The sequence below is a fragment of the Iodidimonas sp. SYSU 1G8 genome (assembly GCF_039655775.1).
Lineage (GTDB): Bacteria > Pseudomonadota > Alphaproteobacteria > SMXS01 > SMXS01 > RI-34.
Genome location: NZ_JBBYXJ010000002.1, coordinates 1,172,402 through 1,192,602 on the forward strand (window position 1 = coordinate 1,172,402; position 20,201 = coordinate 1,192,602).

At 64.1% G+C, this 20,201-nt stretch carries 24 protein-coding genes; 10 read left to right on the forward strand and 14 right to left on the reverse strand.

What is annotated here, in order from left to right:
• Window positions 1-26: 26 nt before the first annotated feature.
• Entirely contained in the window at window positions 27-674 is a 648-nt protein-coding gene (locus tag WJU17_RS16715; RefSeq protein WP_346328530.1) for a methylamine utilization protein, read from the forward strand.
• Window positions 671-3,031, forward strand: a complete 2,361-nt coding sequence (locus WJU17_RS16720) for an EAL domain-containing protein (protein WP_346328531.1) — start codon at window positions 671-673, stop codon at window positions 3,029-3,031. The genes WJU17_RS16715 and WJU17_RS16720 overlap by 4 nt, the downstream gene beginning before the upstream one ends.
• Before the next feature lie 3 nt (window positions 3,032-3,034).
• On the opposite strand, the gene WJU17_RS16725 is transcribed toward WJU17_RS16720, so the two are convergent.
• From WJU17_RS16725 to WJU17_RS16755, 7 genes are all read right to left on the reverse strand, one after another.
• Window positions 3,035-3,439 (reverse strand): group 1 truncated hemoglobin, encoded by a 405-nt coding sequence (locus tag WJU17_RS16725; RefSeq protein WP_346328532.1) that lies wholly within the window; start codon window positions 3,437-3,439, stop codon window positions 3,035-3,037.
• A gap of 16 nt (window positions 3,440-3,455) precedes the next feature.
• Window positions 3,456-4,340, reverse strand: a complete 885-nt coding sequence (locus tag WJU17_RS16730) for a DUF3034 family protein (RefSeq protein WP_346328533.1) — start codon at window positions 4,338-4,340, stop codon at window positions 3,456-3,458.
• A 79-nt stretch (window positions 4,341-4,419) separates the two neighbouring features.
• On the reverse strand, window positions 4,420-5,199 hold the full coding sequence (locus WJU17_RS16735; protein ID WP_346328534.1) for an enoyl-CoA hydratase: 780 nt from the start codon (window positions 5,197-5,199) through the stop codon (window positions 4,420-4,422).
• A 7-nt stretch (window positions 5,200-5,206) separates the two neighbouring features.
• Window positions 5,207-6,391, reverse strand: coding sequence for a CoA transferase (locus WJU17_RS16740; protein ID WP_346328535.1), 1,185 nt, complete (start codon window positions 6,389-6,391; stop codon window positions 5,207-5,209).
• Window positions 6,392-6,437: 46 nt separating this feature from the next.
• Window positions 6,438-7,349 carry an endonuclease/exonuclease/phosphatase family protein gene (locus WJU17_RS16745; RefSeq protein WP_346328536.1) on the reverse strand — a complete coding sequence of 304 codons (912 nt, stop codon included), beginning with the start codon at window positions 7,347-7,349 and terminating at the stop codon, window positions 6,438-6,440.
• 14 nt (window positions 7,350-7,363) lie between these two features.
• Window positions 7,364-8,002, reverse strand: coding sequence for an SOS response-associated peptidase (locus WJU17_RS16750; protein WP_346328537.1), 639 nt, complete (start codon window positions 8,000-8,002; stop codon window positions 7,364-7,366).
• Between the two features lie 10 nt (window positions 8,003-8,012).
• On the reverse strand, window positions 8,013-8,699 hold the full coding sequence (locus tag WJU17_RS16755; RefSeq protein WP_346328538.1) for a hypothetical protein: 687 nt from the start codon (window positions 8,697-8,699) through the stop codon (window positions 8,013-8,015).
• Between the two features lie 377 nt (window positions 8,700-9,076).
• Here WJU17_RS16755 and WJU17_RS16760 point away from each other — a divergent pair, with 377 nt between their 5' ends.
• A complete protein-coding gene (locus tag WJU17_RS16760; RefSeq protein WP_346328539.1) occupies window positions 9,077-9,523 on the forward strand; it encodes a hypothetical protein in 447 nt (148 codons plus the stop codon).
• A 93-nt stretch (window positions 9,524-9,616) separates the two neighbouring features.
• Window positions 9,617-10,240: a glutathione S-transferase family protein gene (locus tag WJU17_RS16765; protein WP_346328540.1), complete on the forward strand. Its 624-nt coding sequence runs from the start codon at window positions 9,617-9,619 to the stop codon at window positions 10,238-10,240.
• A 14-nt stretch (window positions 10,241-10,254) separates the two neighbouring features.
• Here the strand turns inward: WJU17_RS16765 and WJU17_RS16770 are convergent, their stop codons facing one another.
• Window positions 10,255-10,806, reverse strand: a complete 552-nt coding sequence (locus tag WJU17_RS16770; RefSeq protein WP_346328541.1) for a VOC family protein — start codon at window positions 10,804-10,806, stop codon at window positions 10,255-10,257.
• Window positions 10,807-10,953: 147 nt separating this feature from the next.
• Between WJU17_RS16770 and WJU17_RS16775 the strand changes: the two genes are divergently transcribed.
• Window positions 10,954-11,583: a tetratricopeptide repeat protein gene (locus tag WJU17_RS16775; protein WP_346328542.1), complete on the forward strand. Its 630-nt coding sequence runs from the start codon at window positions 10,954-10,956 to the stop codon at window positions 11,581-11,583.
• Between the two features lies 1 nt (window position 11,584).
• On the opposite strand, the gene WJU17_RS16780 is transcribed toward WJU17_RS16775, so the two are convergent.
• Window positions 11,585-12,304 (reverse strand): dienelactone hydrolase family protein, encoded by a 720-nt coding sequence (locus WJU17_RS16780; protein ID WP_346328543.1) that lies wholly within the window; start codon window positions 12,302-12,304, stop codon window positions 11,585-11,587.
• 146 nt (window positions 12,305-12,450) lie between these two features.
• Between WJU17_RS16780 and WJU17_RS16785 the strand changes: the two genes are divergently transcribed.
• The 3 genes from WJU17_RS16785 (at window position 12,451) to WJU17_RS16795 (ending at window position 14,782) form a co-directional block, all read left to right on the forward strand.
• Window positions 12,451-13,803: an aromatic ring-hydroxylating dioxygenase subunit alpha gene (locus WJU17_RS16785; protein ID WP_346328544.1), complete on the forward strand. Its 1,353-nt coding sequence runs from the start codon at window positions 12,451-12,453 to the stop codon at window positions 13,801-13,803.
• 6 nt (window positions 13,804-13,809) lie between these two features.
• A complete protein-coding gene (locus tag WJU17_RS16790; protein ID WP_346328545.1) occupies window positions 13,810-14,325 on the forward strand; it encodes a DUF309 domain-containing protein in 516 nt (171 codons plus the stop codon).
• A gap of 94 nt (window positions 14,326-14,419) precedes the next feature.
• Complete coding sequence (locus WJU17_RS16795; protein WP_346328546.1) at window positions 14,420-14,782, forward strand: hypothetical protein; 363 nt, start codon at window positions 14,420-14,422, stop codon at window positions 14,780-14,782.
• A gap of 4 nt (window positions 14,783-14,786) precedes the next feature.
• Here WJU17_RS16795 and WJU17_RS16800 read toward each other — a convergent pair whose 3' ends face one another.
• Window positions 14,787-15,377 (reverse strand): peroxiredoxin, encoded by a 591-nt coding sequence (locus tag WJU17_RS16800; RefSeq protein WP_346328547.1) that lies wholly within the window; start codon window positions 15,375-15,377, stop codon window positions 14,787-14,789.
• A 104-nt stretch (window positions 15,378-15,481) separates the two neighbouring features.
• Entirely contained in the window at window positions 15,482-16,816 is a 1,335-nt protein-coding gene (locus WJU17_RS16805) for an aromatic ring-hydroxylating dioxygenase subunit alpha (RefSeq protein WP_346328548.1), read from the reverse strand.
• 174 nt (window positions 16,817-16,990) lie between these two features.
• Between WJU17_RS16805 and WJU17_RS16810 the strand changes: the two genes are divergently transcribed.
• On the forward strand, window positions 16,991-17,767 hold the full coding sequence (locus tag WJU17_RS16810) for an enoyl-CoA hydratase (RefSeq protein ID WP_346328549.1): 777 nt from the start codon (window positions 16,991-16,993) through the stop codon (window positions 17,765-17,767).
• Here WJU17_RS16810 and WJU17_RS16815 read toward each other — a convergent pair.
• From WJU17_RS16815 to WJU17_RS16825, 3 genes are read right to left on the reverse strand one after another with little or no spacing between them, the layout of a single operon-like run.
• Window positions 17,764-18,198, reverse strand: a complete 435-nt coding sequence (locus WJU17_RS16815; protein ID WP_346328550.1) for a VOC family protein — start codon at window positions 18,196-18,198, stop codon at window positions 17,764-17,766. The two genes, WJU17_RS16810 and WJU17_RS16815, sit on opposite strands and share 4 nt — an antisense overlap.
• A 23-nt stretch (window positions 18,199-18,221) precedes the next feature.
• On the reverse strand, window positions 18,222-18,497 hold the full coding sequence (locus WJU17_RS16820; RefSeq protein WP_346328551.1) for a MoaD/ThiS family protein: 276 nt from the start codon (window positions 18,495-18,497) through the stop codon (window positions 18,222-18,224).
• Window positions 18,497-19,579 (reverse strand): sialidase family protein, encoded by a 1,083-nt coding sequence (locus WJU17_RS16825; protein ID WP_346328552.1) that lies wholly within the window; start codon window positions 19,577-19,579, stop codon window positions 18,497-18,499. The genes WJU17_RS16820 and WJU17_RS16825 overlap by 1 nt, the downstream gene beginning before the upstream one ends.
• A gap of 137 nt (window positions 19,580-19,716) precedes the next feature.
• Here WJU17_RS16825 and WJU17_RS16830 point away from each other — a divergent pair, with 137 nt between their 5' ends.
• Window positions 19,717-20,124: a MarR family transcriptional regulator gene (locus tag WJU17_RS16830; protein ID WP_346328553.1), complete on the forward strand. Its 408-nt coding sequence runs from the start codon at window positions 19,717-19,719 to the stop codon at window positions 20,122-20,124.
• The last annotated feature ends 77 nt before the right edge of the window (window positions 20,125-20,201 follow it).

Consider the following 20,201-nt stretch of genomic DNA (forward strand, 5'->3'; position numbering starts at 1 on the left):
GTGATGACGAGAGCTTGAGGGGCCGCATGAAGCGTCTGCGCCGCGCGTTATTGTGTTACCTGTCGGTATGCGGTGCCGTCCTCGGGCAGACCGGGCCGGCGGCGGCCAACGAGGTGACCGTTGCCGTGGTCGATGATACGGGCGCCGCGGTCCCCGATGCCGTGGTCAGTTTCACATCGCCGGACCCGGCGTTGAATGTCGCCGCTGAACGCCGTCAGGCAATCATGGTGCAGCAGAACAAGGAGTTCGCGCCTCATATATTGCCGGTGCGTACCGGCGCCACCGTCCGGTTTCCGAACCGGGATGAATTCCGGCATTCGGTCTATTCCTTTTCCAAGCCGAAAATATTTCAGTTCAACCTGTATGGCGGCGACGAGGAAAAGAAGGAGGTATTCGACAAGCCCGGTGTCGTCGCCCTTGGGTGCAATATCCACGACAACATGCTCGCCTACATCTATGTCCTTGATACGGATAATTTTGCTCAGACTGGCGAGGATGGCGCCGCGGGCTTCGGCACGCTTCGGCCCGGTCGGTATAACGTGGCGGTCTGGCATCCCCGCCAGCGTGCCGAGGTGCCGGCACAGGATGTCGCCCTCGTTGCCGGCCAGGCGCTGACGGTCTCGTTCCGTCTTCCGCTCAAGCCTCCGGCGCCGCCCCGAGGCGTGCCACAGTGAGATTGCCCGCCCTGAACAGGTTTCAGACCAAGCTTGTCCTGCTATTCCTGTCGCTGTTCATTCTGGTTCAGATCGCCACCTATGTGGCCGTCTATCTGGTGACGGTCCGCAACCTCGACCGCGAGGCGATCCGGCATCTGTCATATTCCGGCGAGATATTCACCCGCGCCATGCAGGAACGCGCCGACATGCTGGCCGATGGCGCGGCCGTGCTGTCCAACGATTTCGGCTTCCGCGAAGCGGTCGCCACCGATGACGACCCGACCATCATATCCGCTCTGTCGAACCTGGCCGGGCGGATAGGGGCCGACCGCTCCTTTCTCATCGGGCTGGACCGTCTGGTCCGGGCCGATACTGGAACCAGCGCGCCGCTGGTCGGCCAGTCCTTTCCCATGTCCGGACTGCTCGATCACGCCGAACAGCACGGGCGCGCCGTCGCCATTCGTGAACTGGACGGCCAGCTTTACGATTTCGTCGTCATGCCGGTTCTGGCGCCCGTCACCATCGCGTGGGTCGGTCTCGGCATCCGGCTCGACGATGCCGAGGCCCGGGCCGTCCGCGACCTGATGCCGCAAGGCATGGAGGTGGCGTTTCTCGATGCCTCCGGCAGCGGTCCTCAGGTGCTGGCGTCCAGCATGCCTCTTTTGGCTCCGGATATTCCCGCGGTGCTTCCCCGCGGCGGCGGTCCGGCGAGCCTCGATCTCGCGGGCGGGGAGTATCTGGCGCGAGCGATCGATCTGCGCAACGATGATGGGGTGATTGGCGCCACGGCGTTTCTGCAATACTCGATGGATGTGGCTTTTGGTCCTTACCGAGCGCTGATCTACGCGTTGCTGGCCTTGCTCGCGGTTGGCATGGCCGTTCTTGCCTGGAGCAGTACGCTGGTCGCCGGCAGTGTGTCGCGCCCGCTGCGGCTGCTCGCCGACGCGGCCGGGAAGGCGTCGCGCGGCGACTACCAGCCGGTAGCTCTGATGCCATCGCGTGATGAAATCGGGCAGTTGACCGACAGCTTCAATCGTATGGTGACGAGCATCGAGGAACGCGAACGCACCATCACCTACCAGGCCGAACACGACAGCGAAACCGGTCTGCCGAACCGCCGGAAGTTCGAGGCGCTGCTCAACATGTTCATCGAGACCTCTCCGCACCAGAGCATCAGCGTGGTTGTGGTGACGGTGGAACGGGTCAACGAGGTCCGGAATACGTTCGGCTTCGCTACATGGGAAAGGTTGATCGGCCTGATCGGTCCCCGTCTCATCGACAGCGCTTCAGGCGCCGGCATGATCGCGCGGCTGAGCACGGTTTCCTTCATCATCGCCTTTCCGGGACTGGACGTCGCCGCGGCACGGCGGGCGGCCGAAGACCTTCGCAACGGTTTCGAGCAGCCCTTCACCATTGATGCCTTCACCATCGATTCCAATGCGCAGATTGGCATCGCCAATTATCCCGACCACGCATCGACGGCTGAGGGATTGGTTCAAAAGGCCAGTATCGCGGTGATGCAGGGACAGACTGGCGGCGCCACCGTCAGCGTCTATGACCCCGAACGGGATTCCCACACCGCCGAGCGCCTGTCGCTGATGGGCGATCTCAAGAAGAGCCTCGCCGCCGGCGAGGTGCTGTTCTACTACCAGCCCAAGATCGACCTGAAGCGGGGCGTCATGAGCCATGTCGAGGCGCTCGTTCGCTGGCGCCACCCCAAGCTCGGCTTCATCCCGCCCGATGAATTCATTACCCTCGCGGAGCAGACCGGACATATCGGCCATCTCACTGCATGGGCGTTGGAAAGCGCCATCCGCCAGTGCGGCGCCTGGCACGAAGCGGGCCATGCCATCCGCACCGCCATCAATCTTTCCGCGCGTGACCTCGCGGATCGCACCTTGCCATTCGTCATTGCAAGGCTGCTCAAAAAATACGCCGTCAATCCTGGATGGATTGTGCTTGAAGTCACCGAGAGCGCGGTGATGCAGGATCCCGGCCAAGCGATTGACGTGCTCGATGAGCTCAAGCGCATGAAGCTGACGCTTTCCATCGACGATTACGGCACCGGTTATTCCTCGCTCAGCTATCTGAAGAAACTGCCGATCGACGAGCTCAAGATTGATCGCTCTTTCGTCACCAGTCTGGCGACCAGCGCGCAGGATCAGATACTGGTCCGTTCCACCATCGACATGGGGCACAGCCTGGGGCTGAAGGTGACCGCGGAGGGCGTCGAGGACGAGGCATCGGCCGATCTGCTGCGGGCGTTTGGCTGCGATCTGGCGCAGGGGTATTTTTTCAGCCGGCCCATACCGGTCGAGGAACTGGACCGGTTTATCCAGGTCTCGCCTTACGGCAAGGTCGCCGCCGTCGAATAGCGCCTATTTTTCCACCACGTCACGGTGCATGGGCGCGAGCAGGGCAAGCAGGCGGTTCTGGGTCGCGCTGGGAATGCCTGCCTCGCGCATGGCCTGCTGCAGCACCTCGACGAGCGCATTGAAGTGCAGGCTGGTCAGCCCCAGTCCCTGGTGGGATTTCTTCATGTCGACGCCGGTATAGGTGCACGGGCCGCCGCTGAGCGCGCAGAACTGTTCCGAAATCATCTTCTTGAGATAGTCGGGCTTGGAGTTCTTGAAGGTGTGCGCGATGCGTGGATCGGTAAAGGACAGGTCGATCGTCCGTCCGACGAACGCAGCGATTCCCGCCTTGCCGCCGAGCTCGTCGTAGAGGCTTCCGGCGAAAGCGGCTGGCGCGGCAAGGGCAAGCCCGGCGGCCAACAGAAGCATGCGCGCGATCTTCATCTCAGAACCCCGCCTGTATGGATGCGTAGACGCCCTGCTGCCGCCCTTGCAGCGCGATCGGTCCGAGATCAACGCCCGCCAGGGTAAGGGAAAGGTGCTTGCTCGGAAACCACGCGACATAGATGGCCTTGGCATCGCCTTCCCGCGCGAAGGCCAGATTGTCCGGCTTGGTGCGGTAATCGACGCCCGCCACGAGGCGCCGGCTGATCAGATAGACCGCCGAGAACTCCCATTGCAGCCGGTAGTCGGCCCCGGCGGCGCTGCCGAAGCCGAGCAGGCCGAAATGATTGGCCTTGGTCATGCGGGCCGTCGCGCTCAGCAGCACGCTCTGGCTCAGCAGCAGTTTGGTCGCGGCCAGATAGAAATCCACGCCGTCATTCCCGCCCGCGCCGACCGCCGCCAGGATCGGCGCCTTGCCGGCACGCTTGTACTGGATACCCGCCGCGATCTGAGGCAGCCAGCGGTCCTGATCATAGACCGCGTCGCCGATCAGACGCACTTTCGCGCCCACGATATCCTGTGAAAAGGTGAAGCCGTTCCCCAGCCCGAGCGCGCCGCCGGTCTTTCCGGTATCGAACGATTGCCGCGTATAGGAAATCTCGAGCCTGTCGAACAGGCCGACGGAGACACCGCTGCCGTGGAACGTGAAGTCATCGAGCACGGCGGAGGTATGATGCGCGTTGATGCCGACGCCCCGGTCGGTGCCATAGCCCGAGATCACGGCCCATGTGCTGAGACCGGCGCCCGCCGCGCCCTCGACCTGGCTGACGCCGCCGGTGGCCAGGAGCTTGCCCCTGTCGAAGAGCGCCTCGGCCTGGGCGGTCTGCCCCGATGCCAGCACGCTGAGGATGGCCATCAGGCGCGAGGCCCATTTTCCAGATATCACTTCGTGGCTCCCCCAAGCCTTATCAGCCGTACAGGCGGATTAATCTTGCATATTCCTGCAAGACTAAGAGGGTATCATATTACCGGCCGTTGAAGATCGGTTTGCGCTTCTCCATGAAAGCCCGGCGCGCGTTGCGAAAATCCTCGCTGTCGGCGCAGGCGGCGACGGCACGGGCGCTTCGTTCGGCGTCCGGCGTCTCCTTCAGCAGTTCCGAAATGACGATCTTGGCCGCGCGCTGCGTCAGCGGCGCGTTGCCGGCGATCCCCTCGGCGTAATCCTTGACGAAGCCTTCCAACTCTGCGGACGCCACCACCCGGTTCACGAGGCCGATGGCGCGTGCCTCCTCGGCGGGATAGCGCCGTGCCGTGTACAGAAACTCCTTTGCGACGGCGGGTCCGACCAGATCGGCCAGCAGTTTGACGAAGTCCGCCGAATAGCCGATGCCAAGCCGCGCCGCCGGCACGCAGAACACGCCATCGTTGGCCGCGATGCGCAGGTCGCAGCAGGTGGCGAGGGCTACGCCGCCGCCGAAGCAGATTCCCCGGATCATGGCGACGGTCGGTTTCTCCACGTCGCGCAGGGCAAAGAACATGCGGGTCGTGGCGCGGGCATACTCGTCCGCCTTGGCGGAATCGCTGCGGCGTTTCTCGAATTCCGAGATGTCGGCGCCGGACACGAAGGCCTTGCCGCCCGCGCCGGTTACCACCAGCACCCGTTCGTCATCGGCCGCGGCGAAGGTCTCGATGACCTCGAGGGCGGCGGCGGACATGTCGAGCGACAGGGCATTGTGCTTTTCGGGCTTGTTGAAAATCAGCCAGCGAACGGCACCGTCCCTGCGGGTCTGGACGTGATCGGTCATGGCGTCCTCATACGATGTTGGCGCCGCGCAGGGCGGCGATGTCGGCGGCCGAATACTCCAGCCATGCCAGGATTTCATCCGTGTGTTCACCGCATTCCGGCGCGGCGGCGGCGATCCTGCTGTCCGTGCGGCTCAGATGCACGGGCTGGCCGACCAGCCGGATTTCGCCGAGCGCGGGCGAGGCCACCGCTTGCGCGATCCCCAGATGCGCGACCTGCGGATCGGCGAAGGTCTGGTCGATGGCGTAGATCGGCCCGCAGGGAATGCCCGCGGCGTTCATGATGTCGATCCAGTAAGCGCTGTCGCGGGTCACGGTCACGGCCTCGATGGTGCTGTTGACGAGCGCCCGGTTGGCGCGGCGGTTGGCCATGGTCGCGAAATCGGGGTGGGCCGCCAGGTGCCCGATCCCCAGCGCCTTACAGAACTTGGCCCATGCGCCGGGCATGGGCGCCATGTTCACATGGCCGTCCGCCGTGCGGAAGCAGCCCATGGGCACGGCGGTGGGGTGATCGTTGCCGGCCTGTCCCGGCACCTCGCCCCTGATCAGCCAGCGCGCGGCCTGGAAGTCGAGCATGAATATCTGGGACTCCAGCAGCGACGTCGTCACCCACTGCCCTTCGCCGGACACCTCCCGCTCCAGCAACGCGGTCAGCGTTCCGTTCGCGGCCAGCAGCCCTGACGCCATGTCCGACACCGCGATGCCGGCCCGCATCGGTCCGCGTCCGGCCTCGCCGGTGATCGACATCATGCCGCCCATGCCCTGCGCGATCTGGTCGAGTCCCGGGCGGTCCGCATAGGGACCATCCTGGCCGAAACCGGAAATGCTGACATAGACGAGGTGCGGATTATCCGCCTTCAGCGTCTCGTAGTCGATGCCCAGCCTGCGTTTCACGTCGGGCCGATAATTCTCGATGAGCACGTCCGCCTTGCACGCCAGGCGTCGCAGGACGGCGACGCCGTCGGGTGCCTTCAGGTCGAGCGTCAAGCTGCGCTTGTTGCGGTGCAGATTCTGGAAGTCCGGGTCGTGCCGGCTGGCGAAATCGGCAGGCTCTCCCGCCGAAGGCGGCGCCTCTACCCGGATCACATCGGCGCCCCAGTCGGCCAGCTGCCGCGCGCAGGTCGGCCCGGCGCGGGCACGCGTCAGGTCGATCACGGTAAAACGGGACAAGGCGGACGAGGCGCGGACATTCATCGATAACTCTCCCCGCCGCGAGTGTGGCCGCAGCGGCGGGGCCGGGTCAAGGCATGGTCCGGGGTGCGAACCGAGCGGCGATCGGGAAATGATCCGAGCCGATGTATGGAAGGGTCCTGAAGCGGTCGCTCTTTGCGCCTCGGACAAGAATATGGTCGATTTGGATGCCGAGCGGCCTGAACCCGGTAGGCCATGTCCAGGCCATGCCGGTGCGGTTCGCGGGAGAAAAGCCAGCGCTGATCAGAGGCTTCATAGTGTCTGCCCAGAGCGTGGTGTTCAGGTCGCCGGCAATGATCATGGGCTTGCTGGTAGCCTCGGCCAAATACAGGATCTCCCGCAGATAGCGCTTCTGGCTATCCGCACCCTGCCGGCCAAGGGGCGGCGGGGGATGGGCTGCGATCAGGACGAACGAGCCGAAATCCAGATGGAAAAGTGGAACGCTTCCGGGGTCAACCCGAATGACCCTGCCTTGAAAAGGTCGTTTCGAAAGGACCGCCATGCCGAAATTATCCAGTCTCGGATAACTGAGCTGGTGCGGATATTGCGCGTCAGCAAACCTGAGTGCGTCGGTCCACTCGTGGTCTGCCTCCAGCGCGACGAAAATGTCCGGGGCCTCCCGCTGGATCATGGCGCGAACGGCCTGATGGTCGTTGTTGGAGGACAACAGGTTCGCGGAGATCAGCGATACGGGTTCATCGGATACAGTCTGGGGCTGACTTTGGACAGTCAGGAGACGTGTCGCGATCAGTCCGCCATTCAAGAGCAGGATGAGACATGCCAACACCACACCCGTCCGGTATCTCAGAGCAACACCGAAAACGAGGAGGGTAAGACCGGCGACCAGCGCCTGGGGCCTGAAATGATTGAACAGGTCGAAGAACCAGTGCGAGCTGCCCAAAAGGCCGGTGAGGCTGCACACTCCTGTGAGCGTGGCGAGAGCCAGAACAATACCTTGCAAGACCGATCTCATCGCTACGGATTGTCCGGCAATGTGCCTGGACGGTTCAGCGCGGGCGAGGCGGGTTCGATCCGGAGCGGCGCGGCCGATGGCGCGAGCAGCGCTTCGTCCGGAGCCTCGAGCCAGCGGTCGATGGCGTCCGCCTCGAGGATCACGGGCATGCGGTCGTGGATCGGCTGCATCTGGTCATTGGCCGTCGTGACGATCACCGTGCAGGACAGCGTTCCCAGTGCCAGGTTGCGATCCCACAGCCCCGCCAGGGACAGCGGCTCTCCATCGGCCCGCGAGATGTTCATGGGCACCCGCGCGCCCTTCTCGCCGGTCCATTCGTAGAAGCTGCTGGCGGTCACCACGCAGCGGCGATGGCGCAGCGGATCGCGCCACATCGGCTTGTCCCCGATCCCCTCGGCGCGCGCGTTGAACGTCGCGGCCTTGGGCATTTCGCCGGCCCAGTGCGGCACCAGACCCCATCGCATCATGCCCGCGTGACGGCCGATATTGCAATGCTTGTCACGACCGCGCAGGACGACCAGCACATCCTCCGTCGGGGCGATGTTCAGGCGGACCTGAAGGTTCAGCGGCTTGGTGAACAGCAGCCGGTAATAGTCGGCGACATCCGTCCAGGTCAGGGTGCTGGCAAGGCGGCCGCACATGGGTGCGCGCTCAGCGCCACTCGCCCAGAACCGCCTCGAACGGCGCGGCGCCGCGATTGGTCAGCCGCTGGCGGACCGGCCCGTCGTGCCAGATGGCGTCGCCCGGCGAAAGCGACAGGGTGCGGGCTCCGTCGGCGCCGGCGATCTCGATCACGCCGCCCGAGATGACGATCAGCAGGCCCGAGAACGCGCAGGCCATGTCGCCGGTGGAGGCGTCAGGCTCCAGCACGACGGTATAGGTGCGCACGCGCGGCTTCTCGCTCGCCAGGGTCAGGCCGGGCGCGGACAGGGCGGTCTCGGCGACGACGGGCGGCGAGGCGAGGATTTCCGCGCCGATCAGCCGCATGTCCGCGTCGCCTTTGTTGGTGACCTGATGCACGATCGGCTTCGTGCGGTGCGGCATCACCATGATGGTGCCCTTAGCGACGTCGCCGATCTGCGCGTCCTGGCCCAGCGGCTGGTTGCACACATGGGCGCCCGCGATGGCGACGTAAAGCGTGTCCTCGTTGTGGCTGTGATACAGCGTGACATCGGCGGGCGGGATCAGCACGTCGTAGACATAGGCGTGATCATTGCGGAACCGGAACCGGTGGCGTGGTTCGTCATGAACCGATACGACGTCTGGCGGTGCATCGGTCATGGCGCGTTCTCCTGTCGCGGGATACGGAATCTGGACGTCCGGATACCGTACTCGCATGCGGCTCCTCAAGCGATATGTGGCCTCCGGGTCTCCCGCGCCGGCTTAACAATTCTTCACACAATGGCCGTTGCCGTTGCCGGAGGCATGACCGACATCTCCTCTCGATGGCGGTTCGTCAACCGCGTGACAAAACCCATGCAGTCGAGAATGACGCCAGCCGCGATAGCTGCGTCGTCGACATACCGGAAGCGGTCTTCACCCCCCTCGGAGACCGCGGCCGCGTCAGGGGCCGGGCTGGAGGCATTATGGCTCCGCCCGGCCCCGTCCACTCCCGTGATATCAAAGAGATCTCCGTAATTTGCTTGTTGCCGGACCGTCCGCGGCCGACAATCGGTCTGGCGCGCCGGCGCTCCCCGCACGAGAAGGACGAGGCAATGAAGTTCGAGACCAGACGGCCCAAATCGCGCTTTGCCGTTCAGATCGAGTTGCAGGGCATGCACGCCGGCGATCCGTTGCGCGGCAACGTGTTCCTCGATCATGGCGACATTCTTGAAGACGTCATTGATTCCGATGCTGCCTTTCTTGTCTTCGAGGATGAGAGCGGCAGCATGCAGCTCATTCAGAAGACCCACATCAAGCGGATCGTCTCGCTGAAGGACGAGAGGATCGGGCTGTTGGTCCAGGAACGGCGCGAGGAGCCGGTCGCCATCGTGATCGGCGGCGAGAAGCGCACCGGTCGGCTGCTGCTGACGACCTATCAGCGCGTCTCCGATCACATGAACAAGGGCGGCATGTTCACGGCGTTCGCGCCCGATGGCGAGAGCCTGGAGTTCATCAACAAATCGATTATCGACCGGGTCATCCTCACCCCGAAAGAATGATGGTGCACAGGAAAGCAATTGCGGTCTCGCATGCCGGATGACAGCGTGCGGTGTCACGCTAGGCCACTGCAGGCATCACGGGGAGAATCGACGATGAGCACGATCAAGATCTATGGCACGCCCGGTTCGCGAGCGATGCGCACGCTGTGGATGGCGGAAGAACTGCGGCGGGAGGTCGGCCTCAGCTACGAGCTGGTGCCGACCCATTTCATGAAGGACGCGAAGCAGCCCGCTTTTCTGGCCATTAATCCCAATGGGCGGGTGCCGGCCATGGACGATGATGGCTTCGTGCTGTTCGAATCTCTTGCCATCAATCTTTATCTGGCGAAGGCCAACCCGGTCAGTGTCCTGGCGCCGCGAGACCTGCGCGAGGATGCTCTCGCGACCCAGTGGAGCATGTGGGCCCTGACCGAGCTCGAGGACAACATCATCGCCCTTGTCGCGCGCCATCCGAACATCGCCATGCTGCCGCCGGACGAAAAGATCGAAGCCGAGGCGCAGGCGAAACTGGCCCGGCCGCTCAAGGTGCTCGATCAGCACCTGTCCTCCCGTGACTGGCTGGTGGCGGAGCGATTCACCGTCGCCGACCTGAACGTGGCCGGCGTCATCGCCCTTTCCACGTTCATTCAGTACGACCTGTCGCCCTATCCGGCGGTGAAGAAATGGTTCGAGGCCGCCACCGCGCGTCCGGCGTTCGCCGCCGTCCGCGCGATGTAGCCGGAACGCCGCCTTCAGGGCACGCGGTAGCCGTCTTCGGTGATGATGCGGACGGGGTCGCTGCCATCCCAGTCCATGGCGGCGCGGCGGACCATGTCGTTGCGGGCCATCAGGATCGGCGCCTGGCTGATCACCTCGGTGAAGATGTCGAAATCCTTCCGCGTGTCGAAATAGGCGAACTTCACCACGCCGTCGGGCGAGCCGCCTTCCATGGCCGTCGGATAGCCCGCCGCTTCGAACACCGCTTGGTCGGATTTGAAGTCATGCGTGTAGACGCACACATGATGAAAGCCGCTCCGGCCCTCGTCGATCATGTCGCGATAGACGCTGGGCCCTCTGTTGTGTTGCTGGATCAGTTCCACCTGGACAGGACCCGCCTGGGCAAGCCCGACGGACAGAACCAGCTCCGACGGCGCGCCGCGATACAGCGTACCGGTGAGGTCCAGATGATCGAGCACATAGAATGGCCCGACGCCGTAGAAATCGGTCCACTTCTTCATGGCGGCGGCGAGGTCGTCAACCACCCAGGCGTTCTGGAATATGGTCCTGTCGGAAAGCAGCGTCATGTGGGGTCCCGTTTATTGGAGTGTGTCGCAGGTGCCGGTTCCGCGCCAGTGTGTGGGTCGGATGGCACGGCGGCAAGACCGATCGGTTGGCGCTGGGGTCGCGATACACTAGTTTCATCGTCAGCGGGCGACATCAGGGGGCGATCCATGCGGCGGCGGCTGATACACGGAACATTTGCGGCGATCCTGGCGCTGGCGGCGTCTGGCCCGGCATGGGCCGGCGCCTACGAGGAAGGATTGTCCGCCTATGAACGAGGGGACTTCGCCACGGCCGTGGAGCTCTGGCGGCCTCTGGCCCATCGGGGCGACGCCGAGGCCGAGGCGGGAATGGGCTTGCTGTTCTCCACGGGCGAGGGTGTGGCGCAGGACTACAAGGAAGCGGCGCGCTGGCTCCGCTCCGCGGCCGATAAGGGTGATGTGAACGGTCTGCGGACGCTAGGCCACCTCTACAGGCTCGGCCAGGGCGTCGACAAGGACGATGCCAAGGCCGCCAATTATTACGGGCTGGCCGCGCAGCAGGGCGATCCCGAGGCTCAAAACAGCCTTGGACTGATGTTCGCGCAGGGGCTCGGCGTGCCGCGTAACTTCGTCGAGGCCTATACATGGTTCGCGCTCGCGGCGGCGGGTCATTCACCCGAGAATGCCGCCGCGATCGCTTCCGCCGAGCAGAACCGGGATAAGGCCGGCGGGGAACTCACGCCGGCTCAGCTGGCCGAGGCGCGCAAGCGCGTCAAGGAGTGGCGGCCCCGGGACTGGGCGACGCTGAACGCCCGATAGCTTACTTCAGCGTGCGCGCGAACAGGTCCAGCAGCCGTTCCCAGTGGCGCTCGGACATGGCCTCGTCATAGACGCTGAGACCGGGCACCGTGAACCCGTGCTGGGCGCCGGGATAGATTTCCACGGTGTGCTTGGTGCCTCCGGCCTCCAGGGCCGATTTCAGGCGTTCAGTCTCGCCGGGTTCCAGCCACGGGTCGATTTCCGACACCCCGACATAGATTTCCCCCTGCATTTCGCTGGCGCGTCGATGCGGGCTGTCTGGCTCGTCGATGGCGAGGCGACCGCCATGGAACGATGCCGCGGCGGCGACGCGGTCGGGAAAGGCGGCGGCCGCCGCCAGGGCAGGAGCGCCGCCCATGCAATAGCCGACGCAGCCGACCTTGTGCCCCTGGACAGCCGGATGATCGCCGAGAAAGTTCAGAAAAGCCTTGGTGTCGCGATTGGCGGTCGTCGGCGTGATCGTGGCGACCATTGCCATCATCCGGTCGTGATCGGTCGCCAGGTTCAACGGCTCGAAAGGGTTGAAGCGGTAATACATGTTGGGAAGCAGCACCGCGTAACCATTGGCCACGAGGCGCTCGGCCATGGCGATATACTCGGGACGCAGGCCCAGGCCGTCCATGAAGATGATGATGGCGGGCGCGGGTCCGTCCTGCGGGTGGAGGAAGTAGCCATCGGCGACACCCTCCGATGTCTCGATAGCGGTGGTCTCCGTCGGCATGGTCTTCCCTTCCATCAGTTCAAAGCGTCAGTTTATCACGCTCCCGAAGAAATTCAGCACGTGTGCTGTATTGTATCGATCGAGTTGCCGGACTATGTTCCGGGCTTACGGGACGCCCAGTACGCGATGAGATCGGGAGACGGTAGATGAATATTCAGAATCCGGACGCGCTGAAGCCCGGCGAGGCCCGGACACCGGGCCAGAGCACCAAGGACATCATCCTGCGCGACCCGAAGGCGGCGCCGGTCCCGCTGGTGACGGAACAGTACGAGTTCCTCGGCAGCGAGGACATCCCCTTCGACCGCTACACCTCGCGTGAGTTCTTCGATCTTGAGATGAAGAAGCTCTGGCCGAAGGTCTGGCAGTGGGTGTGCCGCGAGGAACATATTCCCGAACCCGGCGACCACATGGTCTACGAGATCGGTGACTATTCCTTCATCATCACCCGCACCGACAGCGGCGAGGTGAAGGCCTACTACAATTCCTGTCTGCACCGCGGCACCCAGCTGCGCCCCGGCGCGGAAGAGGAAGGTTACGCCCTCTCAGGCAATGATTTCCGCTGCCCCTTCCATGCCTGGACGTGGAACATGGACGGCACGCTGAAGGATCTGCCCTGCGACTGGGATTTCCCGCACCTCGACAAGGAAAAGCTCTGCCTGCCCGAGGCCAAGGTCGGTCTGTGGGGCGGCTTCGTGTTCATCAACATGGACCACGACGCCAAACCGCTGGAGGAGTATCTCGAAGTGCTGCCCGAGCACTTCAAGCACTTCTTCCCGCTGGACCGGCGCTATGTGGAAGTCCATCTTCGCCGTACCCTGCCGTGTAACTGGAAAGCTGGCCTCGAGGCATTTCTCGAGGCGTATCACGTCCGTGAAACCCATATGGGCGGCGATCCGATCGGCAATGCGCAGACCAACGCCCAGTACGATATCTTCGGCGACAATGTGAACCGCTTCGTTCACACCATCGGCTATCTGGCGCCGAAATGGCCCGAGCCGGAGACCGAGGAAGACATCGCCAATTCCATGGCGGCGCGGATCATGGCCGCGCAGAAGAACCGCGAGAAGCTCGGTGAGAAGTACGGTGTCGATCTGACGAACTATTCCGAGAGCGAGATGCTCGATTCCATCGAGTATTTCGTGTTCCCGAACATGTTCATCTTCCCCGGAATCACCCTGCCGATGATCTACCGTTTCCGGCCCGCCGGGACCGACGTCGATACCTGCTGGTTCGACCTGATGTTCCTGCGTCCACTCAAGGAGGGCGAGGAACATCCCGAGCCGCCGCGCGTGGTCAAACTGGGCGTGAACGAGACCTATGATACGGTGCCCAACATGGACAAGCCGCTCGCGGCGGTCTACGAGCAGGACACGTCCAACCTCGAGCGACAGCAGCGCGGCTTCAAGGCCTCCGCCAAGAAGGCCGAATCCCTGGCCAATTACCAGGAAGCCCGCATCCGTCAGGTTCATATCACGCTGGACAAGTATCTGAAGGCCTGAGTACCCGTGACGTCACCGGCAGGGCAGCCGCCGCGCCTTTTGGCCGGCGGAACCCTGCCTGCTTATGCTCATCTTCCCGGCGTCACGCCGCATCCGGTTCGCGATCCCGCGGGCCACTCCCATGGTCTGGATGAACCCGATCCACCGCCACCGGACCCCGCGTGCTGGCGTGACAGCAGAGCCTATCTCCGCGGAATCGATCTGTTTAATCACGGTTATTTCTGGGAAGCGCATGAAGCGTGGGAATGTCTCTGGAACGCGTGTGGACGAACCGGACGTACCGCTCTGTTCCTCAAAGGGCTGATCGCGCTCGCAGCGGCGGGACTGAAACGACGCGGGAAAGCGCCGGGCGGGGCCCGCCATCATGCCGCGCGGGCGCGCGGCCTGTTCCTCCAGGCCGATCTGGCGTCGGCCGGGACCTTCATGGGCCTCTCATTGGCGGATTTGCATCGCGTGGCGGACAAGCTCGAAGACGAGGGAGCGCGCGCAGACCACCTCGTTCTCCGTCCGGTCGACGACTGATCCGGAAAAAAGATGTCGCTGCAGTGGATTACCCTTTCCGTAGCCCTGGAATGCCCGGATAATTTCCGCGCATGGGTTACGGAGGGAAAAGGTCATGCATCGTTACATGTTGATCTTTGTCGCTGGCATGATGTTGGCGTCGGTCGCCGCCGCGCAGACCCGCGCGGATGTGGACGCCGCGGTGAAGTGTCGCGGGCTGGTGAGTGCGGCTGCGGCAACCCACCGGATTCAGCCGGACGCGGCGAAAGCCGCCGGCCTACCGTTACCGCCCTCGGGCCTCGATATTCGTTACCTCATGGAGATAGACCGACGCGCCAAGGCCGCGAAACTGCCTGAAAGCGAGGTCAATACGCTGCTTGCCAGCGGTGTCGCGCGTGTGCTCGCCAACGCAGACGCCATGAAGGCCGCGGCGCCGGACGTCCAGCGTTGCATAGACGAGGCGCCGAAGCGCCAATAACACCCTATCGCTTCAGGCCGCGGACGATTTCCAGCGCCTTGCTGGCATGATCCACGGGCGCGATCTTGTCGTCCGCCGAGGACAGGGTGGCCGCGATCGTGCCGTCGGCGGCGATGACGAAGGTGGTTCGCTCGGTGAAGTCGTGATCGATGGCCTGGCCGCGCGTGTCCTTCATGCCCGGCTTGGCCGACATGGTCTTCAGCTCATAGGCCTGCGAAATCTTGCCGCCTGCATCGGAGGCGACCGGAAACTTGCCGGCGCAGTATTCCGGGTCGGCGGAGAATTCGTTCAGCTCGGCGATGCTGTTCTGAGACACACCGACGATGGAGGCGCCGGCCGCGGCGAACTGGTCCGCCTCCTCGGCAAACGCCCGTGCCTGAACGTTGCAGCCGCCCGTGTAGGCCGACGGGTAGAAGTAGACCACGACAGGGCCCTTCTTCAGCGCGCCCTTCAGCGAGAAATCGAACGCCTTGCCGGCCAGCGACGCCTCGGCGGTAAACTCCGGTGCACTCTGGCCGGGCTGCAGGGCTGCTACAGCAACGGCAGGCAATGTAAGAGCGCTACAGATCAAGGCGCTCAGAACAAGATGCTTCATGGTTTCGCTCCCCACGGACACACGGCATCGAGCCGCGACGCTGCGAGCATAAATCATTCCGCGACGTCTGGCCTGCTCTTATGGTCGCGGCCTGCGGCCCTGCGTTATCGGCGACCCTCGATATAGTCGTTGAGCACCTCATGCCAGCGCCTCACGCGGGTCTCCTGGCCTGACAGATAGGCGTCGTCATAGCCTTGCGAGCGCCAGCCGCGCTGTTGTCCCTCCGCCAGCATCATGTCCTGGAACACGATCTGGCCGTGCATCTCCGGCACGCCGCGGCCTTTGTCGAACACCTTGCGCTCGAACTCGGCTTCCTCGACCTTGCGGCGGCCGCCCATGGTCTCGACCTCGGTGACGCCCTCGACGGGGAACACCATGTGCCACAGGTCGAAGGTGCACTTGTTCGGATCGTCCGGATGCGGTTCCGTGCGAAAGAAGATCACGTCGTCCGGCAGCACCGACAGAGTGACGTTGGGGAACAGCACATTGTGCGGGCTGTCGGTCAGCTCGGTGGGCGTCATGTGCTCATAATGCAGATAGCCCTTCTCGCGCCACAGCCGCTGCTTGGCTTCCTGCAGGTCCAGCCATCCCTGCATGACCTTGGTCTCGTAGTCGGGGTACTGGTGCGGATCGATATCCCAGGGGACCAGAAAGTCGTCGAACGGGTGCGGCTCGCCCTCGGCCGGCCGGTCGCGCAGGGATGGGCGGCCCGGCTGGACGATACGGCCGTGGCCGTTGGGGAACATTTCCAGCACCGAGGTCCAGTGGTCCTGGTCGATCCAGGCGGGCACCTGCGGATGGGCGGTGCGCGTATGATAGGATTCGCTGAAGTTCTCGCTCGCGAACTTCCAGTTGCACTCCAGCTCGACCTTCAGATTGGTCACCCGGACCAGCTTGTCCCAGGGCCAGTTCTTGTAGAGCTCGGGAATGGGCTCCAGATACTCCATCAGCGGCGGCGCGTTCGGGTCCATGCTGTACCAGACGAAGCCGCCCCATGTGTCGCACTGCAGTTCCTTGAGGCGCAGCTTGCCGCAGGGGTCGCCCTGCGGAAAATCGTCGGGATCGGGGACGTCGTTGAGCAGGCCGTCCTTGCCCCAGACCCAGCCATGATAGGCGCAGGTGAAGCTCTGTTGATGCCCATTGTCCCAGACCAGCCGCTGCCCGCGATGGCGGCAGGCGTTGTAGAAGGCACGGATCGCGCCATCGTCCTGCAACACGCAGATCACCGATTCATGCATGAAATCATGGATGATGTAGTCGCCCGGCTCCTGTATCTCGTTGACCCGTCCGGCAACGTGCCACACGCGCTTCCACATATGGTCCCATTCCTTCTGCGCGAATTCCCGGGACCAGAACCGGTCGCCCGTGATCGGGTCGCCCCGGACGTTGCGCGCGTCGCCGCCGTCGATCGCCTGCGGATGTGTGACCGGTAATCCCATGCTTCTCTCCCGTCGTCGCGCCGGGCCGTCTGCGGCCGACTCTGAAATACTGACAGTAATGTTAGTTTAAGAACGACCTGATCGGCAATGACTCCGTGCCGCCGCGCGATTTCGCTGGACCCTGACCGACCGGGGCGGAACAATGCCGCGCCAGTTCCATGGAGAAAGCATCCCATGTCCGACCCCGTTCTGCTGATCCAAAAATCCGGCGAGGTGGCGACCGTCACCCTGAACCGCCCCAACGCCATGAACGCCCTGTCGCGCGAGTTGCGGGCCGAGATCGCCCGCGCCGTGGATGCGCTGGAAGCCGATCCGGAGGTGCGGGTGCTGATCCTGACCGGTGCCGGTCGCGCGTTCTGCGCCGGACTCGATCTGAAGGAACTGGGCGCGAAGGGGCTCGCCAGCCCCAATGACGCGGTGACCAAGGACGATCCCGTGCGGTCCATCGGCCGCTTCAGCGGCCCGGTCATCGGCGCGATCAACGGTGTCGCTGTCACCGGCGGTTTCGAACTGGCATTGGCCTGCGACGTGTTGATCGCCTCGAGCGCGGCGCGCTTCGCCGATACCCACGCCCGCGTCGGCGTCATGCCCGGCTGGGGGCTCAGCCAGAAGCTCAGCCGCGCCATCGGCGTGTACCGGGCAAAGGAACTGTCGCTGACCGGCAATTATCTGTCGGCTCAGCAGGCAGCCGATTGGGGCCTGGTGAACCGGGTGGTCGAACCCGATGATCTACTGCCCACATGCCGGGCTCTCGCGCAGGACATGCTTTCGGTGATCCCCGAGATGCTTGTCGGCTACAAGCGTGTCATCGACGAGGGCTTCGCCCAATCCTTTGGCGACGCCATGGAAACCGAGGCGCGAACCGCGCGCGCGGCCAACGCGGCCGTCTCGCCCGAGGAAGTGGAAGCCCGCCGCGAGGCGATCCGCTCGCGCGGCAAGGCTCAGGTCTAGGCGTCCATCCGTTCGTTCGCCGGGACGACGGTGACCATCCACGATACGCCGAAGCGGTCGGTGAGGCTGCCGAAGCGGGACGAGAAGAAATTGCTCTCCATGGGCGTATCGATGGTGGCGCCGTCCGACAGCGCGGCGAACACGCGCTCGGCCTCTTCGTCGCTTGCCGTCGCGATGGACAGGGTAATGCCCTTGAAGCCTGGCTTTCCCGAACACATGCCGTCCGACGCCATCAGATGCGTGTCGCCGACACGGAACGAGGCGTGCATCACCTTGTCGCCAAAATCAGCCGGCATGCCCGGATGGTCCAGAGATTCAGGGTGATCCCTGAAGCGCAGCATCATGTCGATGCGGGCGCCGATGGCCGATTGGTAGAAATCCAGGGCTTCTTCGGTGCGGCCGTCGAAGAACATGTAGGACTGGACGTACATTCTCGTCTTCCTTCTCAAGCGGGTCAGCCGCCGCTGATCGCGGTCAGTACCGTCACGTCGGTGCCGGGCGGCAGGCGGGTTTGCAGGGTGGCGCGCTCGCCATCGACGAACACGTTGATGTGGCGGCGGATGCGCGGCGTGGAATCGCAGAGCCGGTCCCGCATGCCGGGCCACCGGTCATTGAGACCGTTCATGACGTCATCGACGGTATCGGCCTCGATCTCCACCTGACGCGGAGCGCCGGGAAACAGCGCCACGAGGGCGGCAGGTAGCCAGACGGTCACGGTCGTCGCGCTCATCAGGCATCGACGACCAGGGTTTCGACCGACAGGATGGCGGGCAGATGCCGCGCCGCACAGCTCCAGGTGTCGCCTTCGTCGGCGCTGGCATAGACCTCGCCCGAGCCGGTGCCGAAATAGACGCCCGCCCGGTCCAGTGTATCCGTCGCCATGGCCTGGCGCAGGACGCCGAAGAAGGCGTTCTGCTGCGGCAGGCCTTCGCGCAGATCCTGCCAGCTGTCTCCGCCGTCTCGGCTGCGCCAGACAGCGGCCTTGCCGTCCGGCACGTAGCGTCCGGCGGAATCGCCGTTCAAGGGCAGAAGGTAAAGCGTGGATGGATCCCTCGGATGGGCGGCGGCCGGAAAGCCGAACGAGGAGGGCAGGCCGTTCTCGATACTCTGCCAGTGCTTGCCGCCATCGTCGCTGCGATACATGCCGCAATGGTTCTGCTGGTAGAGCCGGTCGGACATGCCGGCGGCCATGGCGATGGAATGAACGCACTGGCCGAATTCGGGATATTTCTGGCCCTCGGGCAGATAGTCGCAGCGCGTGCCCTGGTTGCGCGGCTCCCACGTGTCGCCGCCATCGGCGGTGTGAAACACGCCAGCGGCCGAGATGCCGACCCACAGGCGTTGCGGGTCCCTGGGGTCCGGGATGAGCGAGTGCAGGATCAGGCCGGCGCCGCCCGGCTGCCAGTCGGGACGGGTGGGATGATCGCGCAGCCCCTTGACGTGCGTCCAGGATTGGCCGCCATCATCGCTGCGGAACAGACCCGCGGGTTCCACGCCGGCATACAGCGCGCCGTCTCCTGCCGCCAGGCTCCAGACGGACTTCACCGGCTCCTCGCCGGCCGGATAGGACAAGCCTTCGCTGGAATGGCTCCAGGTCGCGCCCAGATCGTCCGACTTCCAGACGGCGGGGCCGAACCATTCATTGCCGCCGCCAGCATAGATCGTGCCGGTATTGGGGTCGGCGACCACATGATTCAGCGGCCACGTTTCACAGAATGGCCCGCGTAACTCCCAGGTGCGACGCGCCCCGTCGCTTTCCAGAATGAATGCCCCCTTTTTCGTGCCCAGCAGAACCAGAACTTTTTGTGCCATGGACTCTTCCCATCGACTCATGTGCGCGTGTTGCCTGAAACGGCGGATTCCAGCCATAAAGCGCTGGACAATTAAGTTGATATCAACATAATGGGGGAATGTCAAATCAAGACGAGCCATCCTTCTCGACCACGCTCATGGTCCGGGACGCCTGCCTGTGCCTTCACGTTCAACGCGCCGCCCGCGCCCTCGCGCGGCGTTTCGACGACGCCTTGCGTCCCGTGGGGCTGACCAGCGGTCAGTTTTCCCTGCTGATGTCGCTGAATCGGCCGAAGCCGCCGACCATGGGCAGCGTGGCCTCCTTGCTGGCGATGGACCGCACCACCTTGACCGCGAATGTGAAGCCGCTGGAACGTCGCGGCTTCCTTGCGGTCACGCCCGATCCGTCGGACCGCCGGAGCCGCCTGTTGACCCTGACCGACGCGGGCCGCGCCGCACTGCGCGCCGCAGTGCCTATCTGGAAACGCGAGCATGAGGATGTGGAGCGCCTTTTGACCGGGGCGGATCCGGAAACCTTGCGGGCCGATTTGCGCGCGCTGTCTTGAGCGACCGAGTCGTCTGAGGAGCCCGCGCGAACTCGCAAGAAAAAGCACCCAATTCAGTTTCCAGAGTAACCCATGTT